The following is a 14,325-nucleotide window of genomic DNA, read 5'->3' as shown; positions in this document are numbered from 1 at the left end:
CATCCCGCCGATCGACACCGACACCTCCTCACGAAGGACAGCTCATGCGCAGATCCGTCCCTTCCATGGCCGTCGCCCTGGTCCTCGCGGGGTTACTGGCCCCGGCTCCCGCCGCCGCCGATCCCGTGGCGCGGCGGATCGCCTTCCGGCCCGCCGTGCCGATCCCCGCCACGTACCAGCTCGACTGCGACGGCGACCGGCCCGGCAGCACCTGCACGGTGGTGACGACCGCCAAGCCTCGCCTGCGCCATGTGGCGGAGTTCAGCACCACGGTCAGGAGCGGTGACCAGGTCTGGGCCCGTGACACGGTCTACAGCCGTGAGGGGCAGGTCCGCAGCCGGCCCTTCGTGCTGCCCGAGCAGGACGTGACGGTGGACGTCAAGGTCAGCTCCATCCCGGAGAGGTTCGTGGGCACGCCGCTGCGGCTGATGGCGTGGAACCTGTTCGTCGGCGGCACGATCAACCGTCAGGAGACGACGGGCGAGAACCTGACGCAGATGATCGAGTACCTCAACGAGGTCGATCCCGACGTCTTCTTCGTGGTCGAGGCGTACGGATCCGGCGAGAAGATCCTTGACGGGCTCAACGCCGGGCGGCCGGCGGACGATCGTTTCTCCGCCGTGCGGCTCACCACGCCGGAGGACTACAGCGCCAACGGCGACAACCTGTGGCTCTACACCAAGCTCAAGATCGAGAAGGTCTACCCGCGCTACGCCGACGCCGACATCTCCTCCTTCAACCTGGGCGGCGCCCGGCTGGGCCTGCCGAACGGCGACCACGTGCACGCCTTCAGCATGTGGACCTGGCACGACGGCTGGAGTCCCGGCGACACCCACACCGCGGCCATCGAGAACCTGCACGGCTTTGCCCGGACGAAGACCGACGAGCAGATCCTGCAGAACGACCACCAGCGCCGCATGGCCATGGGCAAGGCCATCCTGCAGAAGGCCATCCCGTCGTTCATCGGTGACGACGACGCCCCGGTGCTCATGGGCGGTGACCTCAACGCCCTGCCGTACCTCGACTGGACCGAGCAGTTCGCGAACGCGCGCGGGCACGGCGGCCTGACGCTGCCGTGGCCGTACACCAAGCTGTACACCGACGCGGGCTTCATCGACACCTTCCGCCACGCCAACCCCGACGCCGGGCGCTATCCCGGCCGCACGTTCAGCCCGCTGAGCGGCTTCACCGCCACGCCCGGCCGCATCGACTACGTCTGGGCGCGCGGCAAGGACGTGCGCGTCCTCGGCTCCCGCACCGACGTGCGCCGCCTGCCCCGGCACCAGGGCAGCCGGCTCGACCGGCCCTTCCCGTTCTACTCCGACCACGGCTCGGTCATCACCGACGTGCTGATCCGCGGCAGGGGGACCGGCCCCGACCGGCCCGCCGTCAGCGAGGAGCCCGCGAGCGCGCAGGACGTCTGGCGTGCGGCCCCGGCCGGCGTCCGCGTGCCCCCGGCCGAGCTCAGCGCGACCGCGACCACCTTCAAGCCGGGCATCGGCGACCCGGGCAACGCCGTGGACGGGAACCCGCTGACCGACTACCACTCCTACTATCCGGAGGTCGCGCCGCAGCCCCACTACATCACGGTCGACATGGGCAAGGTCAGGACGTTGTCGGCGGTGCGGTTCCAGCCCAAGCTGCGCTCCAACATGAACGGCACCGTCCTTGAGGGCATGGTGCAGATCAGCACCGACGGCACGACGTTCACCGACGTCAAGCAGGTCGAGTGGCCGCGCCTGACGGAACCGAACGACGTCGACATGAACGGCGTCCCGGCCCGGTACGTGCGGCTGCGCGTGGACTACGGCATGGGCGGGGCCTCCGCCCTGTCCGAGATCATTCCGTACGAGGCCGGCAGCTAGTCGCCCCACGCCCCGCGGCGGGGTTCCTTCCCTCGGCGCGGGCTTCCGCCGGTTTTCCCGCGATATACCGGAAAGCACACCTTATTCATGGATTAAGACACGGAGCATCGCAAAACCTCCTGCTTCACTTCACGGCGTACGAAATTCCGTGTACAAGATTCAGGAGAACCCAATGTTCCGTGTTCGTCGGCAGTTCGCCGCGCTCGCGCTGACCACCGCCGCCCTGGGGGCCACGGCCGCTCTGGCGGCACCCGCACACGCGGCCGGGGCCACGGCCAGGGTCGTCGGCGGGATCGTGATCATCCAGGGCACGACCGGCAACGACAGCATCGACGTCGTGCAATCGGGCAACAGCGTGCGGATCAGCTCGGTCCTGCACTCGGTCACCTCGGGCGGCGCCCCCTGCGTCCAGTTGGGGGCCGTCGTGTCCTGCCCGGCCACGCAGCTGACGGTCCAGGCCAGGATGGGGTCCGGGGACGACGTCGTCCGCGTCAGCTCCACCACCATCGACACGACCCTGATCGGCAACGCCGGGACCGACAGGCTCTCCGGCGGGTCCGACAGGGACTTCCTCGACGGCGGCCCCGGGAACGACTTCCTGTCCGGCAACGCCGGCGTGGACAGCGCCCAGGGCGGCGACGGCTTCGACTCGTGCACGGCCGAGACCGAGGTCAACTGCGAGAGCTGAGTGATCGGCGGCCCTCCCGTCCCGGGGCGGGAGGGCCGCTTCGCGCGCCTGCCGTTAGGGTGTGCTGATCACGCACTGACCCGAGTCGAACGGATGCCGCATGACGATCTCCCCGCTTCCGGTCACCCGCAGGGGGCTGCTCAAGCTCGGCGCCGGAGTCGCCGCCACCACCGCGCTGGCGCCCGCGCGGGCCGCCTCAGCCGCCGAGGGCCGCTTCGAGCTGACCGCCCCGTCGACGTCGCTGATCTGGCGCAAGGCCCTGTACGACGAGACGGTCATGCAGTCGTTCGCCATCGACAACGCCCACGGCCACATCTACACCGTCCAGGTCAAGAACGGCGCGGGCTCGGACGCGGCCGGCCACCTGTGCGTGACCAAGCTGAACCTGTCGGGCACGATCCTCGGCCACATGTACCTCATGGGCTTCGGCCACGGCGTCCAGATCGGCGTGGAGCCGTCCGGGTCGTCCGCCTACCTGTGGACGGAGACCGACGGGGTGTCCAGCGACGGCAGCTCCCGGGGCACCAGGCTGTGCCGCTTCAGGTTCGTCAACGGGCAGACGCTGACCACCTCGTCCTCGGCGCTCACCAAGTACTCGCCGGTCGCGGGCGCCACCAACACGACGTGCACGATCGACCCGTCCACCGGCCGCCTGGTGATGCGGTACTGGGACGGGGGCTCGTTCCGGTTCGCGGTGTTCTCGCTGGCGTCGGTCAAGGCGGGCTCGCCCCAGAAGCTGCACGACATCGCCCAGCCCGGCGGCCTGGGCACCTTCCAGGGGTACGCGGCCTACGGGAACTTCGTCTACATCCTGACCGGCAACTCCTACGACATCAGCCCGCCTCCCGGCAACACCTACCTCACCTGCCTGGACCTGCGGACCGGGGATCAGGTGCAGCGGGCCAGGAGCGTGGCGGGCAAGTCGCTGAACTTCCGGGAGCCGGAGGGCATGGGCATCCAGATCGTCTCGGGGGCGCCGCGGCTGTGCCTGGGCCTGGCCTCCGAGCCAGGGCCGCGGCTGGCGAGCATCTTCTACAAGACCGAGCTGATCTGAACCGGGGCGGCCGGGCCGTGCGGGTTCACTGCCCGGGGAACTCGAACCGCGGCGCGTCAGGGGTCAGGATCGCCGACTTCGGGGTGACGGGCCACAGGCCGTTGAGCTCGTCGGTGAGCGTGGCCAGGAGCGAGCCGACGTCCCTGGCCGCCGTGTCGTGCAGGGCCTCGGCGACGATCAGCACGTTCGCCGTGGAGTCGCGCACGGCCGAGTGGCCGCTCTGGCGGTTGGTCCAGCGGCGGGCGTGCGCCCTGCCCTCCGCGTCAGCGAAGATCACTTCGCCTGCCGGCGGGTGCTCCGTCTCGCCGCCGAAGGTCAGGTACGTCTCGTCGCCCGTGGCGTGCCGCACCTCCACGTACGAGGTGATCCGGGAGACGTCGAAGACGGCGACGGGGATCGCGTAGCTGACGGAGACCGCGTTGCACAGGTCGATCAGGGGATGGAGGCGCGGGAGCGAGCCCTCCTTCCTGAAGCGGCGCAGCAGGGCCTCCGAGGCGCATCTGTACTGCGTCGGCTTCAGCCCCATCCTGGTGAAGGCGCGCCGCCACGCCTGGATCTCCGGCAGCTCGCCCTCGGAGGCGCCCGCCAGCCTGGCGGCGGCCCGCTCGGCGTGCGCGGCGATGCGGGCCTCGGGGGCGGCGCCCGGGCCGACAGCGGCGGTGATGCCCTCGGCGTAGAGCGCCCCCGGGACCAGCTCGGGGAAATCCCGCCAGATGTCGCTCGAATGCTGGAAGAACACGTGCACCCCATCGTCGTGGCCGCTCTGGCTGGGCATCACGATACTCCGATCACCCCGTCAGGCGGTGGCGGCCGAGCGGGCGCGGCGCGCGGCCAGGGCGTAGCCCGCGCAGGTCAGCGCCGCCAGGACGGCCGCCACCAGCAGGGGCCGCCCGATGACGCCCATGACCGCCACCCCGAGGGTGGCGCCGACCTGGCGGAAGGCGTTGAGCACGCCACCCGCCGCGCCGGCCGTGCCGGGCGGGGCACTGTTGACCATCCCGGCCATCAGGGCGGGCAGCACGAACGACAGGCCGAAGCCCAGCACCACGAGCCAGGGCGTCAGCACGCCGGTGAGCGCGGTCCCGGCCAGGCCTGCCGCGACGAGGGCCAGGCCGCCGAGGATCGGCGGGCGCGGGCCGTAGCGGGCCACCAGGCGGCCGGTGAGCAGGGGGTTCACCGTCATGGGCAGCGTGAGCGGGAGGAAGGCCAGCCCGGTGGCCATCGGGCTCAGGTGACGGGTGTCCTGCAGGAGCAACGTCAGCACGAACAGGGCGCCGGAGAAGGCGAAGTTCGCCACCGTGCCCGCCAGCAGCTCCGGCCAGGTGGCAGCGAGCAGGCCGCCGGGCAGCGCGGGCGCGTGGCTGCGCCGCTCCGCGAGCACCAGGGCGGCCAGGACGGCCAGGGCCAGCAGGCCGGCCACGGGTGCGGAGCCGATCAGGGCCTCGGCGACAAGGCCGAGGAAGACGCAGGCCAGGACCTGGACCCACCAGTCGATGGCCCGGCGGCCACGCGGTGAGACGACCCCGCGCATGGACAGCAGGCTGATCAGCGCGATGGGCGGGTTGAGCAGGAAGACGGCACGCCAGCCGTACAGGTCGACGAGGACGCCGCCGAGCAGCGGCCCGGCTGCCAGCGCGCTGCCCGTGATGGCCGCCCACAGGCCGGTGGCGCGGGCCCGGGCGGCGCGCTCCGGGAACATCTCGGCGAGCAGGCCGAGCGAGCCGCCCGTGCAGAGCGCGCCCGCCACCCCGAGCAGGGCACGCAGGCCGATCAGCACGCCGAGGTCGGGGGCGGCGGCGCTCAGCAGCGAGACCACGCCGAAGGCCGCCACGCCGAGCTTGAAGACGCGCGCCGCGCCGTACCTGTCGGCGACCGCTCCCCCGGTCAGCAGGCAGGCGGCGAAGGCCACCGTGTAGGCGTTGACCGCCCACTGCTGGCCGGCCGCCGAACCGCCGAGCGAGGCCCGCAGGTCGGGCAGCGCGATCGTCAGGACGGTGGTGTCGAGGATCACCAGGAAGTAGGCGAGGGAGAAACCGAACATGCCCCTCAGCCTGCTGAAACGCGGCATCGTGCCTCAACAGGCGCAGCCGTGGGGAGCGTTCGGGAAAACCGTATGCTGGCAGGCGTGGAATTGCGGCATTTGAGGAGTTTTGTGGCAGTGGCCGCGTCCGGCTCCGTCACGGCGGCCGCCAACAGCCTGGGCCTGGCCCCCGCGTCGGTGTCGGAGCAGGTGCGCAGGCTGGAGGCCGGCCTCGGGGTCTCGCTCTTCGAGCGGACACCCCGGGGCATGCGGCTGACCGAGCCCGGCACCGCGCTGCTGGCGCGGGCGCAGGGCCTGCTCGACCACGCCGACGAGGTGCGGCGGGCCGTGACGGGCGCGCGCCGCCGCGTGCGGATCGGCGCGCTGGAGATGCTGGCCGCCGCCAAGCTCCCCGCCGTCATCCGCCGCCTCGCCGAGCGCCGCCCCGACCTGGACGTGAGCGTCGAGTCACACACCAGGCAGCCGCTGCTGGAAGCGGTGGCGGGCGGCAGGCTCGACGCGGCGCTGCTGCTGGACCTGGGCGACCGGGTCGGCGGGCTGGGGTTCGACCGGCCCGCCGGGATGGACCATGTGGACCTGGGCGAGGTCCGGCTGTCGCTGGTCGCGGCGCCCGGCGGCGATCGGGAGCCGCTGCTGGTGAGCCCGCCCGGCTGCTCGATCCGGCTGGCGGCCGATCAGGTGTTCGGCACGCAGGTGCCGCGCAGGGAGCTGACCAGCATCACCACCGCGCGCGAGTGGTCCAGGCAGGGGCTGGGGGCCGCGCTGCTGCCGGACTTCGCCCTCGGGACGGAGGTGGACTCGGGAGCGCTGGTGGAGCTGGACCTCGAGGCGCCCGCGCTGGCGCTGCGGCTGGTCTGGATGCGCGAGCGCGAGCCGTCCCTGCGCGACGTCCTGTACGCCATGAGCACGGCGTGAACCGGGATCACGGGCGCCTGAGCCGGTAGAGCACGTGGCGCCGGAGCGGGCTGCCCTCCGGCACGCGCGGATGGTCGAAGTCCTCGGCAGGGTCCCTGGTCATGCCCAGGCGCCGCATCACGGCCTGGGAGCGCACGTTCGGCACGGCGGTCATCGAGATGATGCCGTCGAGCCCCGCCTCCTCGAAGGCGTACCGGGCCGCCCGCCTGGCGGCCTCGATCGCGTACCCGTGCCCCCAGGCCGGGCGCGCCAGCCGCCACCCGATCTCCACCGCGGGCAGGAAGGGCGCCTCGAACGTCTGCAGCGCGAGCCCCGTGAAGCCGATGAACTCCCCGCTCTCCCGCACCTCCAGCGCCCACAACGAGTAGCCCAGCCGGTCGAACTGCGCCTCGATCCTGTCCACCAGCCCGTCGCTCTCCGCGCGCGTGAGCCGGGCGGGGAAGTGCTCCATCACCTCGGGGTCGGCGTTCATGGCCGCGAAGGGCGCCCGGTCCTCCTCGCGCCATCTGCGCATGACGAGCCGTTCTGTCTCCATCCGCTCCAGCGTACGCGGCTCAGCGCCGCGGCCTGATTCCGGTGATGCGCCGGAACACGTCCCACCAGAACGGCGCCCCGAACAGCAGCGCCACGTACGTCAGCAGGAAGCCCGGCCAGTGACTCGGCGTGATGATCCGGTCCCACCACACCGGGAAGTTCCCCTGCACGCTCGGCTCGCCCTGCGCCGGGATCGACACGCTGACCATCGCCTGCCCCATCATCTTGACCAGGGCGGGCTCGCTGAGCAGCTCGGTCACGCACGGCACCGGGTCGCCGCCCGTGCACTGCCGCCTCAGCTCGTCGTACGCATCGGGCCCCGCCTCGGCCACGGCCGTCACCGAGGTCCGGTAGGCGTTGTCCCGCAGCAGCGTCTTGGCGTACTCGAACCCGTCCATCGAGAACAGCAGCGTCACCACGACGCCCAGCACGGCCACCACCCACTTGACGTAGCGCCTGTACAGCATGGACAGCCGCTGCATCTCCCCGTCGAACCAGCTCTCCACCCCCTTCCTGAACCGGTCGAGGTCGCCCTGCGCGCTCTCCCACACGCCTTTGAGAGGGCCGTACAGCGGGCTGTCGACCTTCCGCAGCTTCTCCAGGAACTTCGGGATCTCCCCGTTCTCCACCGTGGCCAGCTCCATCACGGCCACCGCGAACCGTTCGGGCGGGATGTTCGCGATGCTCGTCCTGCCCCGCTTGCCGTGGTCGATCTCCCGCACCCGCGCGTAGAGCAGATCCATCATCATGGAGTCGCTGGTCTTCGTCTCGGGCATCCTGCCGGCCTCGACGGGTGCCGGCCTGTCGCTGTGCCTCGGACGGGGGTCGCGCCCGAACGGCAGCACGAGCAGCACGTCCCGGACACTGCCGGGCAGCCACGACGGCGCCTTCGCCTCGACCCCGTCCATGGTGTCCCTGAGGTAGGCCCACAGGAACTTGCTGCGGATGGACAGCACCCGCACGAACGCCTCGTTGAGCCCGCTCACCAGCAGCGACAGCAGCAGGAACGCCACCACCAGGCCGAGGGCCAGATCCACGTAAACGGATAACACGGCGCTTTGATACACCCACGCCGCGTGTCACCGCAATGACGCACGGCATTGTCGTCGAAGGTCAGGCGCCGTAGAAGACCCGGTCCACCACCTTGCGGGCCCGCCGGGTGACGCGCCGGTAGTCGTCGAGGAAGTCCTCCGAGCCGTCCGGCGGGTACCCGAGCGTCTGGGCGAGCATCCTGCGCTCGCTCGCGTCGCGCGGCACGCTGTCGCCCGGCCGCCCCTTCACCAGCATGATCGCGTCCCGCACCCGCGACGCGAACCGCCACGCCTCCGCCAGCACCGCCTCGTCGGCCGGAGCCAGCAGCCCCTCCCCGACGGCCGCCCGCAGCGCCTCCAGCGTGCGGGTGGTGCGCAGCGACGGCCGCGCGCCGGCGTACCGGAGCTGCAGGAGCTGCGCCACCCACTCCACGTCCGACAGCCCGCCGGGCCCGAGCTTGGTGTGCAGGGCGGGGTCGGCGCCGCGCGGCAGCCGTTCGGCCTCCATGCGGGCCTTGAGCCGCCGGATCTCCCTGACCGCGTCGTCGGGCAGGCCGCCCCGCGGGTAGCGCAGCTCGTCGATCATCGCGGTGAACGCCGCGCCCAGCTCGGCGTCCCCGGCCGAGAAGCGGGCGCGCAGCAGCGCCTGCGACTCCCACGGCGACGACCAGCGGGAGTAGTAGGCCCGGTACGAGGCCAGCGTGCGCACCAGCGGCCCTTGGCGCCCCTCCGGGCGCAGGTCGGGGTCGATGAGCAGGGGCGGGTCGGGGGCGGGCAGCGACAGGAGCCTGCGCAGCTCGTTGGCGACGGCGAAGGCGGCGTCGGTGGCCTCGCGCTCGGCCACGCCGGGCAGCGGCGAGTGCACGAACATGACGTCGGCGTCGCTGGCGTACGAGCACTCCAGGCCGCCCAGCCGGCCCATGGCGATGATCGCGAAGGAGGTGACGTTCGCTGCCTTGCTGAGTGCGGCGTCGAGCGCGGCCTGCAGGGTCACGTCGTTGAGCCGCGACAGCGCGGTTCCGACGGTCTCGATGTCGACCAGGCCGGAGATGTCGGCCACGGCCGTGCGGAACAGCTCCTTGCGCCGCAGCGCCCGCACCGCCGTGACGGCGGTCTCGGGATCGCCCGTGTACCGGGTGACCGCGGCGGACGCCTCGCCGAGCAGCGACTCCGGCGGGCGCACGGCCAGCTCCTCGTCGGAGCCGAGCATGGCCACCGCGTCGGGGGCGTGCATGAGCAGGGTGGTGGCGTAGCGGCTGGTGCCCAGCACCCGGGCCATCCTGGCGGCCACGGCGGTCTCGTCGCGCAGCAGCCGCAGGTACCACGGCGTGCTGCCCAGCTTGTCGCTGACCTGCCGGAACCCGAGCAGCGCCGCATCGGGGTCGGGCGTGTCGGCGAACCAGCCGAGCATGACCGGCAGCAGCGTGCGCTGGATGGCGGCCCGCCTGGACACGCCGGTGGACAGGTTGGCGATGTGGCGCAGCGCGCCCCTGGGATCGACGTAGCCGAGCGCCTCCAGCCGGGCCGCCGCGGCGGCGGTGGACAGCCGCGCCTCCGACTCCGGCAGCCGCGCCACGGCCTGCAGCAGCGGCCGGTAGAACAGCTTCTCGTGCAGCCGCCGCGCCTCCATCGCGTGCCGCCGCCACCGCGCCGTGAACTCCCCCACCGGGTCGGCCTGCATGCCCAGCGCCCTGCCCAGCCTGCGCAGGTCGGCGTCTTCCGTGGGCACGATGTGGGTGCGCCGCAGCCGGTGGAGCTGCAGCAGGTGCTCGACCTGCCGCAGGAACGAGTACGCCTCCGCCAGCCCGCGCGAGTCGTCACGGGCGACGTAGCCGCCCCGCGAGAGCGCCGCCAGCGCCGGGAGCGTGCCCCTGCGGCGCAGCAGCGGATCGAGCCTGCCGTGCACGAGCTGCAGGAGCTGCACCGCGAACTCGATGTCGCGCAGCCCGCCTGGCCCGAGCTTGAGCTGCCGCTCGCCCTCGGCCCGCACGTGGGCCTCGACGCGGCGGCGCATGGCCTGCACGTCCTCGACGAAGTGCTCGCGGGTGGCGGCCGTCCAGACCATCTCGTTGACGGCCTCGACGTAGGCGGCGCCCAGCTCCAGGTCGCCCGCCACGGGCCTGGCCTTGAGCAGCGCCTGGAACTCCCACGTCTTGGCCCAGCGGCGGTAGTAGGCGAGGTGGCTGGTGAGCGTGCGGACCAGCGGCCCCGAGCGGCCCTCGGGGCGCAGCCCGGCGTCCACCTCCCACAGCGAGCCCTCGGGCGTGGTCGTGGAGCAGGCCCGCATCATGGCCTGGGCCAGCCGGGTGGCGGCGCGCAGCGCCTTGGCCTCGTCGGCGCCCTCCCTCGGCTCCGCCACGAAGATCACGTCGACGTCGCTGATGTAGTTGAGCTCCCTGGCGCCGCACTTGCCCATGCCGATGACCGCGAAGCGGACCTCGTCGGCCTCGACCTCGGTGCGGGCGATGGCGAGGGCGGCCTCCAGCGCGGCGCCCGCCAGGTCGGACAGCTCGGCGGTGACCTCGCCGAGCGTCGCCTGGCCGGTCAGGTCGCGGGCGGCCAGGTGCGCCAGGCGGCCCCGGTAGGCCACGCGCAGCGCCGTCAGCGCGCCGGTGCCGCCCTCGGCCGCGCGGGGCTCGCTCTCCCCGGGCTCGGCGCCGACCGCCCGCAGCAGCTCGGCCCTGGCCTCGCCCGGAGCGGGCTCGGCCAGCCGGGCCACCTGGCCGGGATGGCGGACGAGGTGCTCGCCGAGCGCGGCGCTGACGCCGAGCACGGCCAGGAGCCTGCCCTTGAGCCCTTCGTCGGAGCGCAGGGCGTCGAGCACGGCCGGCTCGCGCTCGATGAGGCGGGTCAGCGAGACCAGGGCCTGATCGGGGTCGGCCACGTCGACCAGGGACTCCAGGATGTCGTCCAGGCCGGCCTCCGACTGGCGGACGAGCTGCGCCGCCCTGGCTCCGTCGGCGAAGCCGAGCTTCGCGAGCCGCGCGGCGGTGGATTCGATCCTGGGCACGCCTCCATCTTGACAGCTCTTGCGCGTTTCGCCGTAACATGCGAACGCAACGTTGCGTTGCGTTTTGCGCGAGGCGAGGAGGATGCGATGGGACGGGTTCCCGCGGGGGTGGCGTGGGGGTTGCTGGCCGCCTGGGCGGTGCACGACGCCGAGGAACTGGCCACCATGGCGCGGTGGACGCGGACGGCGCGGCCCCGGCTGGAGGAGCGCCTTCCGCAGGTGCCGTGGGAGCGGATGGAGATGTCGCAGGCGCACGCGGGCGTGGCCGTCGGGCTGATGGGCGGGCTGATGGCCGTGGCCTCGGGGCTGGGGGCGCGTACGGGCGGGCGGAGCGCGGTGTTCCAGGCGGCGCTGGCCGGGTTCGGCGTGCACGGGGTGGTGCATCTCGCGCAGGCGGCGCTGTTCAGGGGGTACACGCCGGGAGTGGTGACCGCGCCGATCGTGGTGATCCCCTACTCGGTGTGGGCGTGGCGGCGGCTGCGGCGGGCCGGGGTGCCGGCGCGCGGCCCCGGGGCGGCCGTGGCGGCGTTCCCGCTGCTGCTGGCGGGCGTGCACGCGCTCGCGCACGCCCTGACCGCACGCCGGGCGAGGCTCAGCCGTTCCTGACCACGTCCGCGAACGCCCGCGCCACCGGGCGCCAGGTCGCCACGAGGTCGCTCTCGGCGGCCTTGACCTCGGCGTTGAGGTCCTCGGCCGCGTCCAGGTCCGACCCCGCCGTCCACGAGGCGAAGATCTCCGGCGTGGCCTCGGGGTGGAACTGCACCGCCCAGGCCGCCTCGCCGAGCCGGTAGGCCTGGTTCGGGTACTGGGAGCCGGTCATCAGCGGCACCGCCCCGTCGGGCAGCCGCGTCATGGCGTCCTGGTGGTACTGCACGGCAACGGCGGCGCCGATGCCCGACAGCAGCCGGTCGGAGGCGGCGGCGGGCAGCGCCACCACCTCGCGGGCGCCCACCTCCAGCCCGTTCGCGCCGCGCTCGACGGTGCCGCCGCAGGCCATGGTGAGCAGTTGCGCGCCCAGGCAGACGGCCAGGGTGGGGGTGGCGTCATCGACGGCCCGGCGGAGCAGGTCACGGGTGGCGGGCTGCCAGGGGCTGCGCTCGTCCTCCCAGGCGGCCGCCGCGCCGCCGAGCACGATCAGCCCGTCCTGCGCCCGGGCGGGGACCTCCTGCCCCAGGTACGGCCGCACGACCTCGCAGTCCAGCCCCAGCCACTGCGCGAGGTAGCCGAGCCCGGCCTCGGCCTCGTGTTCGATGACGGTGATTCGCATATGCGTAATTATGTGGTGTTTATGAGGATTGATGAGGTCGACGGGCTGCGGATCGCCACGTTCGGCACGGGACCGCGCACGATCATCGCCGTCCACGGCATCACGGCGTCCCTGATGGCGTGGGCCGCGGTGGGCCGGCGGCTGCCGGACGGCTGGTCACTGGTGGCCATGGACCTGCGCGGGCGCGGGCACAGCGCGTCCCTGCCCGGACCGTACGGGCTGCCCAGGCACGCCGAGGACGTGCTGCGCGTGGCCGACCACGTCGGAGCGGGACCGGACGCGGTCCTGACGGGGCACTCCATGGGCGCGTACGTGGCCGCGCTGGCCGGCGCGCGGCGCGCGTTCGCCAGGGTGGTGCTGGTGGACGGCGGCATCCCGCTGCCGCCGATCCCCGAGGGCACGGACCCCGACGCGGCGCTGGAGGCCTCGCTGGGCCCGGCACTGGCGCGGCTGCGGCAGACGTTCCCCTCGGCGGAGGCGTACGTCGGCTTCTTCAAGGCGCATCCCGCCTTCGCCGGCCGCTGGAACGCCGACGTGGAGGCGTACGTGCGCTACGACCTGACGGGACCCGAAGGCGCGCTGCGGTCGCGGGCGGCGGGCGAGGCGGTGCTGGAGGACGGGCGGTGGCTGCGTCTGGAGCGGGAGGCCATCGCGGCGGCGCTGACGGCGATCACCTCGCCGCTGTACCTGCTCAGAGCGCCGCGCGGGCTGCTCGACCAGCCGACAGGGATGCTGCCCGACGAGCTGGCGCGGCCGTGGGCGGACCGGCTGCCCGGGCTGCGGGACGAGGTGGTGCCGGACTGCAACCACTACACGATCCTGTTCGACGAGCGATGCGTGGCCACGGTGGTGGACCGCCTCACCTCGCCGGCCTGACGTCCCCACGGCGAAGGCCCCCGAGCGGCGGCTCGGGGGCCTTCGTGCGAGCGGTCTAGCGTGGCGCGATCCACGTGGCGCGGGCGGCGGCGACCAGCGTGCCGTCCACCTCGTAGATGGCGCTCTGGCCGTACATCTTGCGGCCGTCGCGCCCGGTCGGGCGGGCCACCACCGAGTAGCGGCCGCCGGGCAGCACCGGGCGGTGGATCTGCACGGCCAGGCGGCCGAGCAGGGCGCTCTCACCAGGGCCGAAGTGCGCCCAGCCGGTGATGCAGTCGAGCACCGCGCCCACGATCGAGGCGGGCACGCCGTCCTCGCCGCTCACGGTGAACGGCACCCGCCAGCCGGCCGCCACGAGGTCGGTGCCCTCCACCGGGCCGGGGAAGATGCGCAGGCCGTCGCCCGGCTCGCGCAGGCCGCAGGCGAAGCACTCCGCGAACGGGTGCGCCTTCAGCCCCGCGAACCCGGCCTCGGCGCGGGCGGCGTCGTTGAACGGCACGAACCCGGGGCCCTGCAGCTCCTCGGCCACGGGGATCGCCTCGACCAGCAGCTTGTCGCCGTGCGAGAGGGAGACCGTGTTGGCGACGTGCTCCAGCCGCAGCTCCGTCTCCAGCGGCGTGGGGGCGTGCAGCGTGACCTCGACGGCTGATCGTCCACCGTTCAGCGCTTCGGCCATGGTGCCGGCGATCCAGCCGCCGTTGGCGACGCCCACGGGACCACGGAAGCGCTCGGGAACGGTCAACACGGTCTGCAGGGCAGCCGTCGTCATGCCACACCCTCCTATATCGCCACGCCAGGCGAAAAGTCCGGAAATATCATAAAGAGCAGGCCGATTTTACTGGACGCCCGGTTTACCTAGGATGCGGGGGTCCGGTGGCCGCTCGGTACGTCTCCATAACGCCTTGAAGGGGCCCGAAACTTCCCTCCACCGGGTAACGAGACGCTAGGCGCCGCACATCGCTCGGATGTGACTCGGGGGTCAGAAGCAACGAAAATCGGCCTCACTCGGAACCGCTCCGGGAGTGAGGCCGATCAAGGCGTTGG

Annotated in this window: 13 protein-coding genes; 6 read left to right on the top strand and 7 right to left on the bottom strand. The window is 72.8% G+C overall.

The annotated features are described in order from the left end of the window. Positions 1–44: 44 nt before the first annotated feature. The 3 genes from AB0I79_RS01280 to AB0I79_RS01270 all read left to right on the top strand — a co-directional run bounded on the left by AB0I79_RS01280 (position 45) and on the right by AB0I79_RS01270 (position 3,607). Positions 45–1,865 carry a discoidin domain-containing protein gene (locus tag AB0I79_RS01280; RefSeq protein ID WP_357865678.1) on the top strand — a complete coding sequence of 607 codons (1,821 nt, stop codon included), beginning with the start codon at positions 45–47 and terminating at the stop codon, positions 1,863–1,865. 172 nt (positions 1,866–2,037) lie between these two features. Beyond that, a complete protein-coding gene (locus AB0I79_RS01275; RefSeq protein WP_357865676.1) occupies positions 2,038–2,553 on the top strand; it encodes a hypothetical protein in 516 nt (171 codons plus the stop codon). A 100-nt stretch (positions 2,554–2,653) separates the two neighbouring features. Next, complete coding sequence (locus AB0I79_RS01270; RefSeq protein WP_357865675.1) at positions 2,654–3,607, top strand: teichoic acid biosynthesis protein C; 954 nt, start codon at positions 2,654–2,656, stop codon at positions 3,605–3,607. Positions 3,608–3,632: 25 nt separating this feature from the next. Here AB0I79_RS01270 and AB0I79_RS01265 read toward each other — a convergent pair whose 3' ends face one another. Together AB0I79_RS01265 and AB0I79_RS01260 are read right to left on the bottom strand one after the other, a co-directional pair. Next, positions 3,633–4,382, bottom strand: a complete 750-nt coding sequence (locus AB0I79_RS01265) for a phenylalanine--tRNA ligase beta subunit-related protein (RefSeq protein WP_357865673.1) — start codon at positions 4,380–4,382, stop codon at positions 3,633–3,635. A gap of 21 nt (positions 4,383–4,403) precedes the next feature. Next, positions 4,404–5,648, bottom strand: coding sequence for an MFS transporter (locus tag AB0I79_RS01260; RefSeq protein ID WP_357865671.1), 1,245 nt, complete (start codon positions 5,646–5,648; stop codon positions 4,404–4,406). Positions 5,649–5,720: 72 nt separating this feature from the next. Here AB0I79_RS01260 and AB0I79_RS01255 point away from each other — a divergent pair, with 72 nt between their 5' ends. Then, the gene (locus AB0I79_RS01255) at positions 5,721–6,563 is read left to right on the top strand and encodes a LysR family transcriptional regulator (protein WP_357865669.1); all 843 of its coding nucleotides are present in this window, start codon (positions 5,721–5,723) and stop codon (positions 6,561–6,563) included. 7 nt (positions 6,564–6,570) lie between these two features. Here AB0I79_RS01255 and AB0I79_RS01250 read toward each other — a convergent pair whose 3' ends face one another. The 3 genes from AB0I79_RS01250 to AB0I79_RS01240 form a co-directional block, all read right to left on the bottom strand. Further along, a complete protein-coding gene (locus tag AB0I79_RS01250) occupies positions 6,571–7,098 on the bottom strand; it encodes a GNAT family N-acetyltransferase (protein ID WP_357865667.1) in 528 nt (175 codons plus the stop codon). Positions 7,099–7,117: 19 nt separating this feature from the next. Continuing rightward, positions 7,118–8,149: a hypothetical protein gene (locus AB0I79_RS01245; protein ID WP_357865665.1), complete on the bottom strand. Its 1,032-nt coding sequence runs from the start codon at positions 8,147–8,149 to the stop codon at positions 7,118–7,120. Between the two features lie 61 nt (positions 8,150–8,210). After that, positions 8,211–11,138 carry a bifunctional [glutamine synthetase] adenylyltransferase/[glutamine synthetase]-adenylyl-L-tyrosine phosphorylase gene (locus AB0I79_RS01240; protein ID WP_357865663.1) on the bottom strand — a complete coding sequence of 976 codons (2,928 nt, stop codon included), beginning with the start codon at positions 11,136–11,138 and terminating at the stop codon, positions 8,211–8,213. Between the two features lie 87 nt (positions 11,139–11,225). On the opposite strand from AB0I79_RS01240, the gene AB0I79_RS01235 reads away from it, so the two are divergent. After that, positions 11,226–11,744 carry an HXXEE domain-containing protein gene (locus tag AB0I79_RS01235; protein ID WP_357865661.1) on the top strand — a complete coding sequence of 173 codons (519 nt, stop codon included), beginning with the start codon at positions 11,226–11,228 and terminating at the stop codon, positions 11,742–11,744. Here the strand turns inward: AB0I79_RS01235 and AB0I79_RS01230 are convergent. Continuing rightward, complete coding sequence (locus AB0I79_RS01230) at positions 11,731–12,405, bottom strand: type 1 glutamine amidotransferase (RefSeq protein WP_357865659.1); 675 nt, start codon at positions 12,403–12,405, stop codon at positions 11,731–11,733. The two genes, AB0I79_RS01235 and AB0I79_RS01230, sit on opposite strands and share 14 nt — an antisense overlap. A gap of 21 nt (positions 12,406–12,426) precedes the next feature. Between AB0I79_RS01230 and AB0I79_RS01225 the strand changes: the two genes are divergently transcribed. Next, positions 12,427–13,281, top strand: coding sequence for an alpha/beta hydrolase (locus tag AB0I79_RS01225; RefSeq protein WP_357865657.1), 855 nt, complete (start codon positions 12,427–12,429; stop codon positions 13,279–13,281). Between the two features lie 55 nt (positions 13,282–13,336). On the opposite strand, the gene AB0I79_RS01220 is transcribed toward AB0I79_RS01225, so the two are convergent. Further along, positions 13,337–14,050 (bottom strand): hypothetical protein, encoded by a 714-nt coding sequence (locus AB0I79_RS01220; protein WP_357865655.1) that lies wholly within the window; start codon positions 14,048–14,050, stop codon positions 13,337–13,339. Between the last annotated feature and the right edge of the window lie 275 nt (positions 14,051–14,325).

Origin of the sequence: Nonomuraea sp. NPDC050202 (assembly GCF_040656115.1) — a bacterium.
In the GTDB taxonomy this organism is placed as follows: domain Bacteria; phylum Actinomycetota; class Actinomycetes; order Streptosporangiales; family Streptosporangiaceae; genus Nonomuraea.
Note: the sequence above shows the minus strand (reverse complement) of the source record. Positions and strands in the feature narration are given on the sequence as shown.

Bases quoted from the DNA above. Each gene is read 5' to 3' on its own strand.
- AB0I79_RS01250 (WP_357865667.1), bottom strand. From the start codon at position 7,098: ATGGAGACAGAACGGCTCGTCATGCGCAGATGGCGCGAGGAGGACCGG.
- AB0I79_RS01255 (WP_357865669.1), top strand. From the start codon at position 5,721: ATGCTGGCAGGCGTGGAATTGCGGCATTTGAGGAGTTTTGTGGCAGTG.
- AB0I79_RS01275 (WP_357865676.1), top strand. From the start codon at position 2,038: ATGTTCCGTGTTCGTCGGCAGTTCGCCGCGCTCGCGCTGACCACCGCC.
- AB0I79_RS01225 (WP_357865657.1), top strand. From the start codon at position 12,427: ATGAGGATTGATGAGGTCGACGGGCTGCGGATCGCCACGTTCGGCACG.
- AB0I79_RS01265 (WP_357865673.1), bottom strand. From the start codon at position 4,382: ATGCCCAGCCAGAGCGGCCACGACGATGGGGTGCACGTGTTCTTCCAG.
- AB0I79_RS01235 (WP_357865661.1), top strand. From the start codon at position 11,226: ATGGGACGGGTTCCCGCGGGGGTGGCGTGGGGGTTGCTGGCCGCCTGG.
- AB0I79_RS01280 (WP_357865678.1), top strand. From the start codon at position 45: ATGCGCAGATCCGTCCCTTCCATGGCCGTCGCCCTGGTCCTCGCGGGG.
- AB0I79_RS01270 (WP_357865675.1), top strand. From the start codon at position 2,654: ATGACGATCTCCCCGCTTCCGGTCACCCGCAGGGGGCTGCTCAAGCTC.
- AB0I79_RS01230 (WP_357865659.1), bottom strand. From the start codon at position 12,405: ATGCGAATCACCGTCATCGAACACGAGGCCGAGGCCGGGCTCGGCTAC.
- AB0I79_RS01260 (WP_357865671.1), bottom strand. From the start codon at position 5,648: ATGTTCGGTTTCTCCCTCGCCTACTTCCTGGTGATCCTCGACACCACC.
- AB0I79_RS01220 (WP_357865655.1), bottom strand. From the start codon at position 14,050: ATGACGACGGCTGCCCTGCAGACCGTGTTGACCGTTCCCGAGCGCTTC.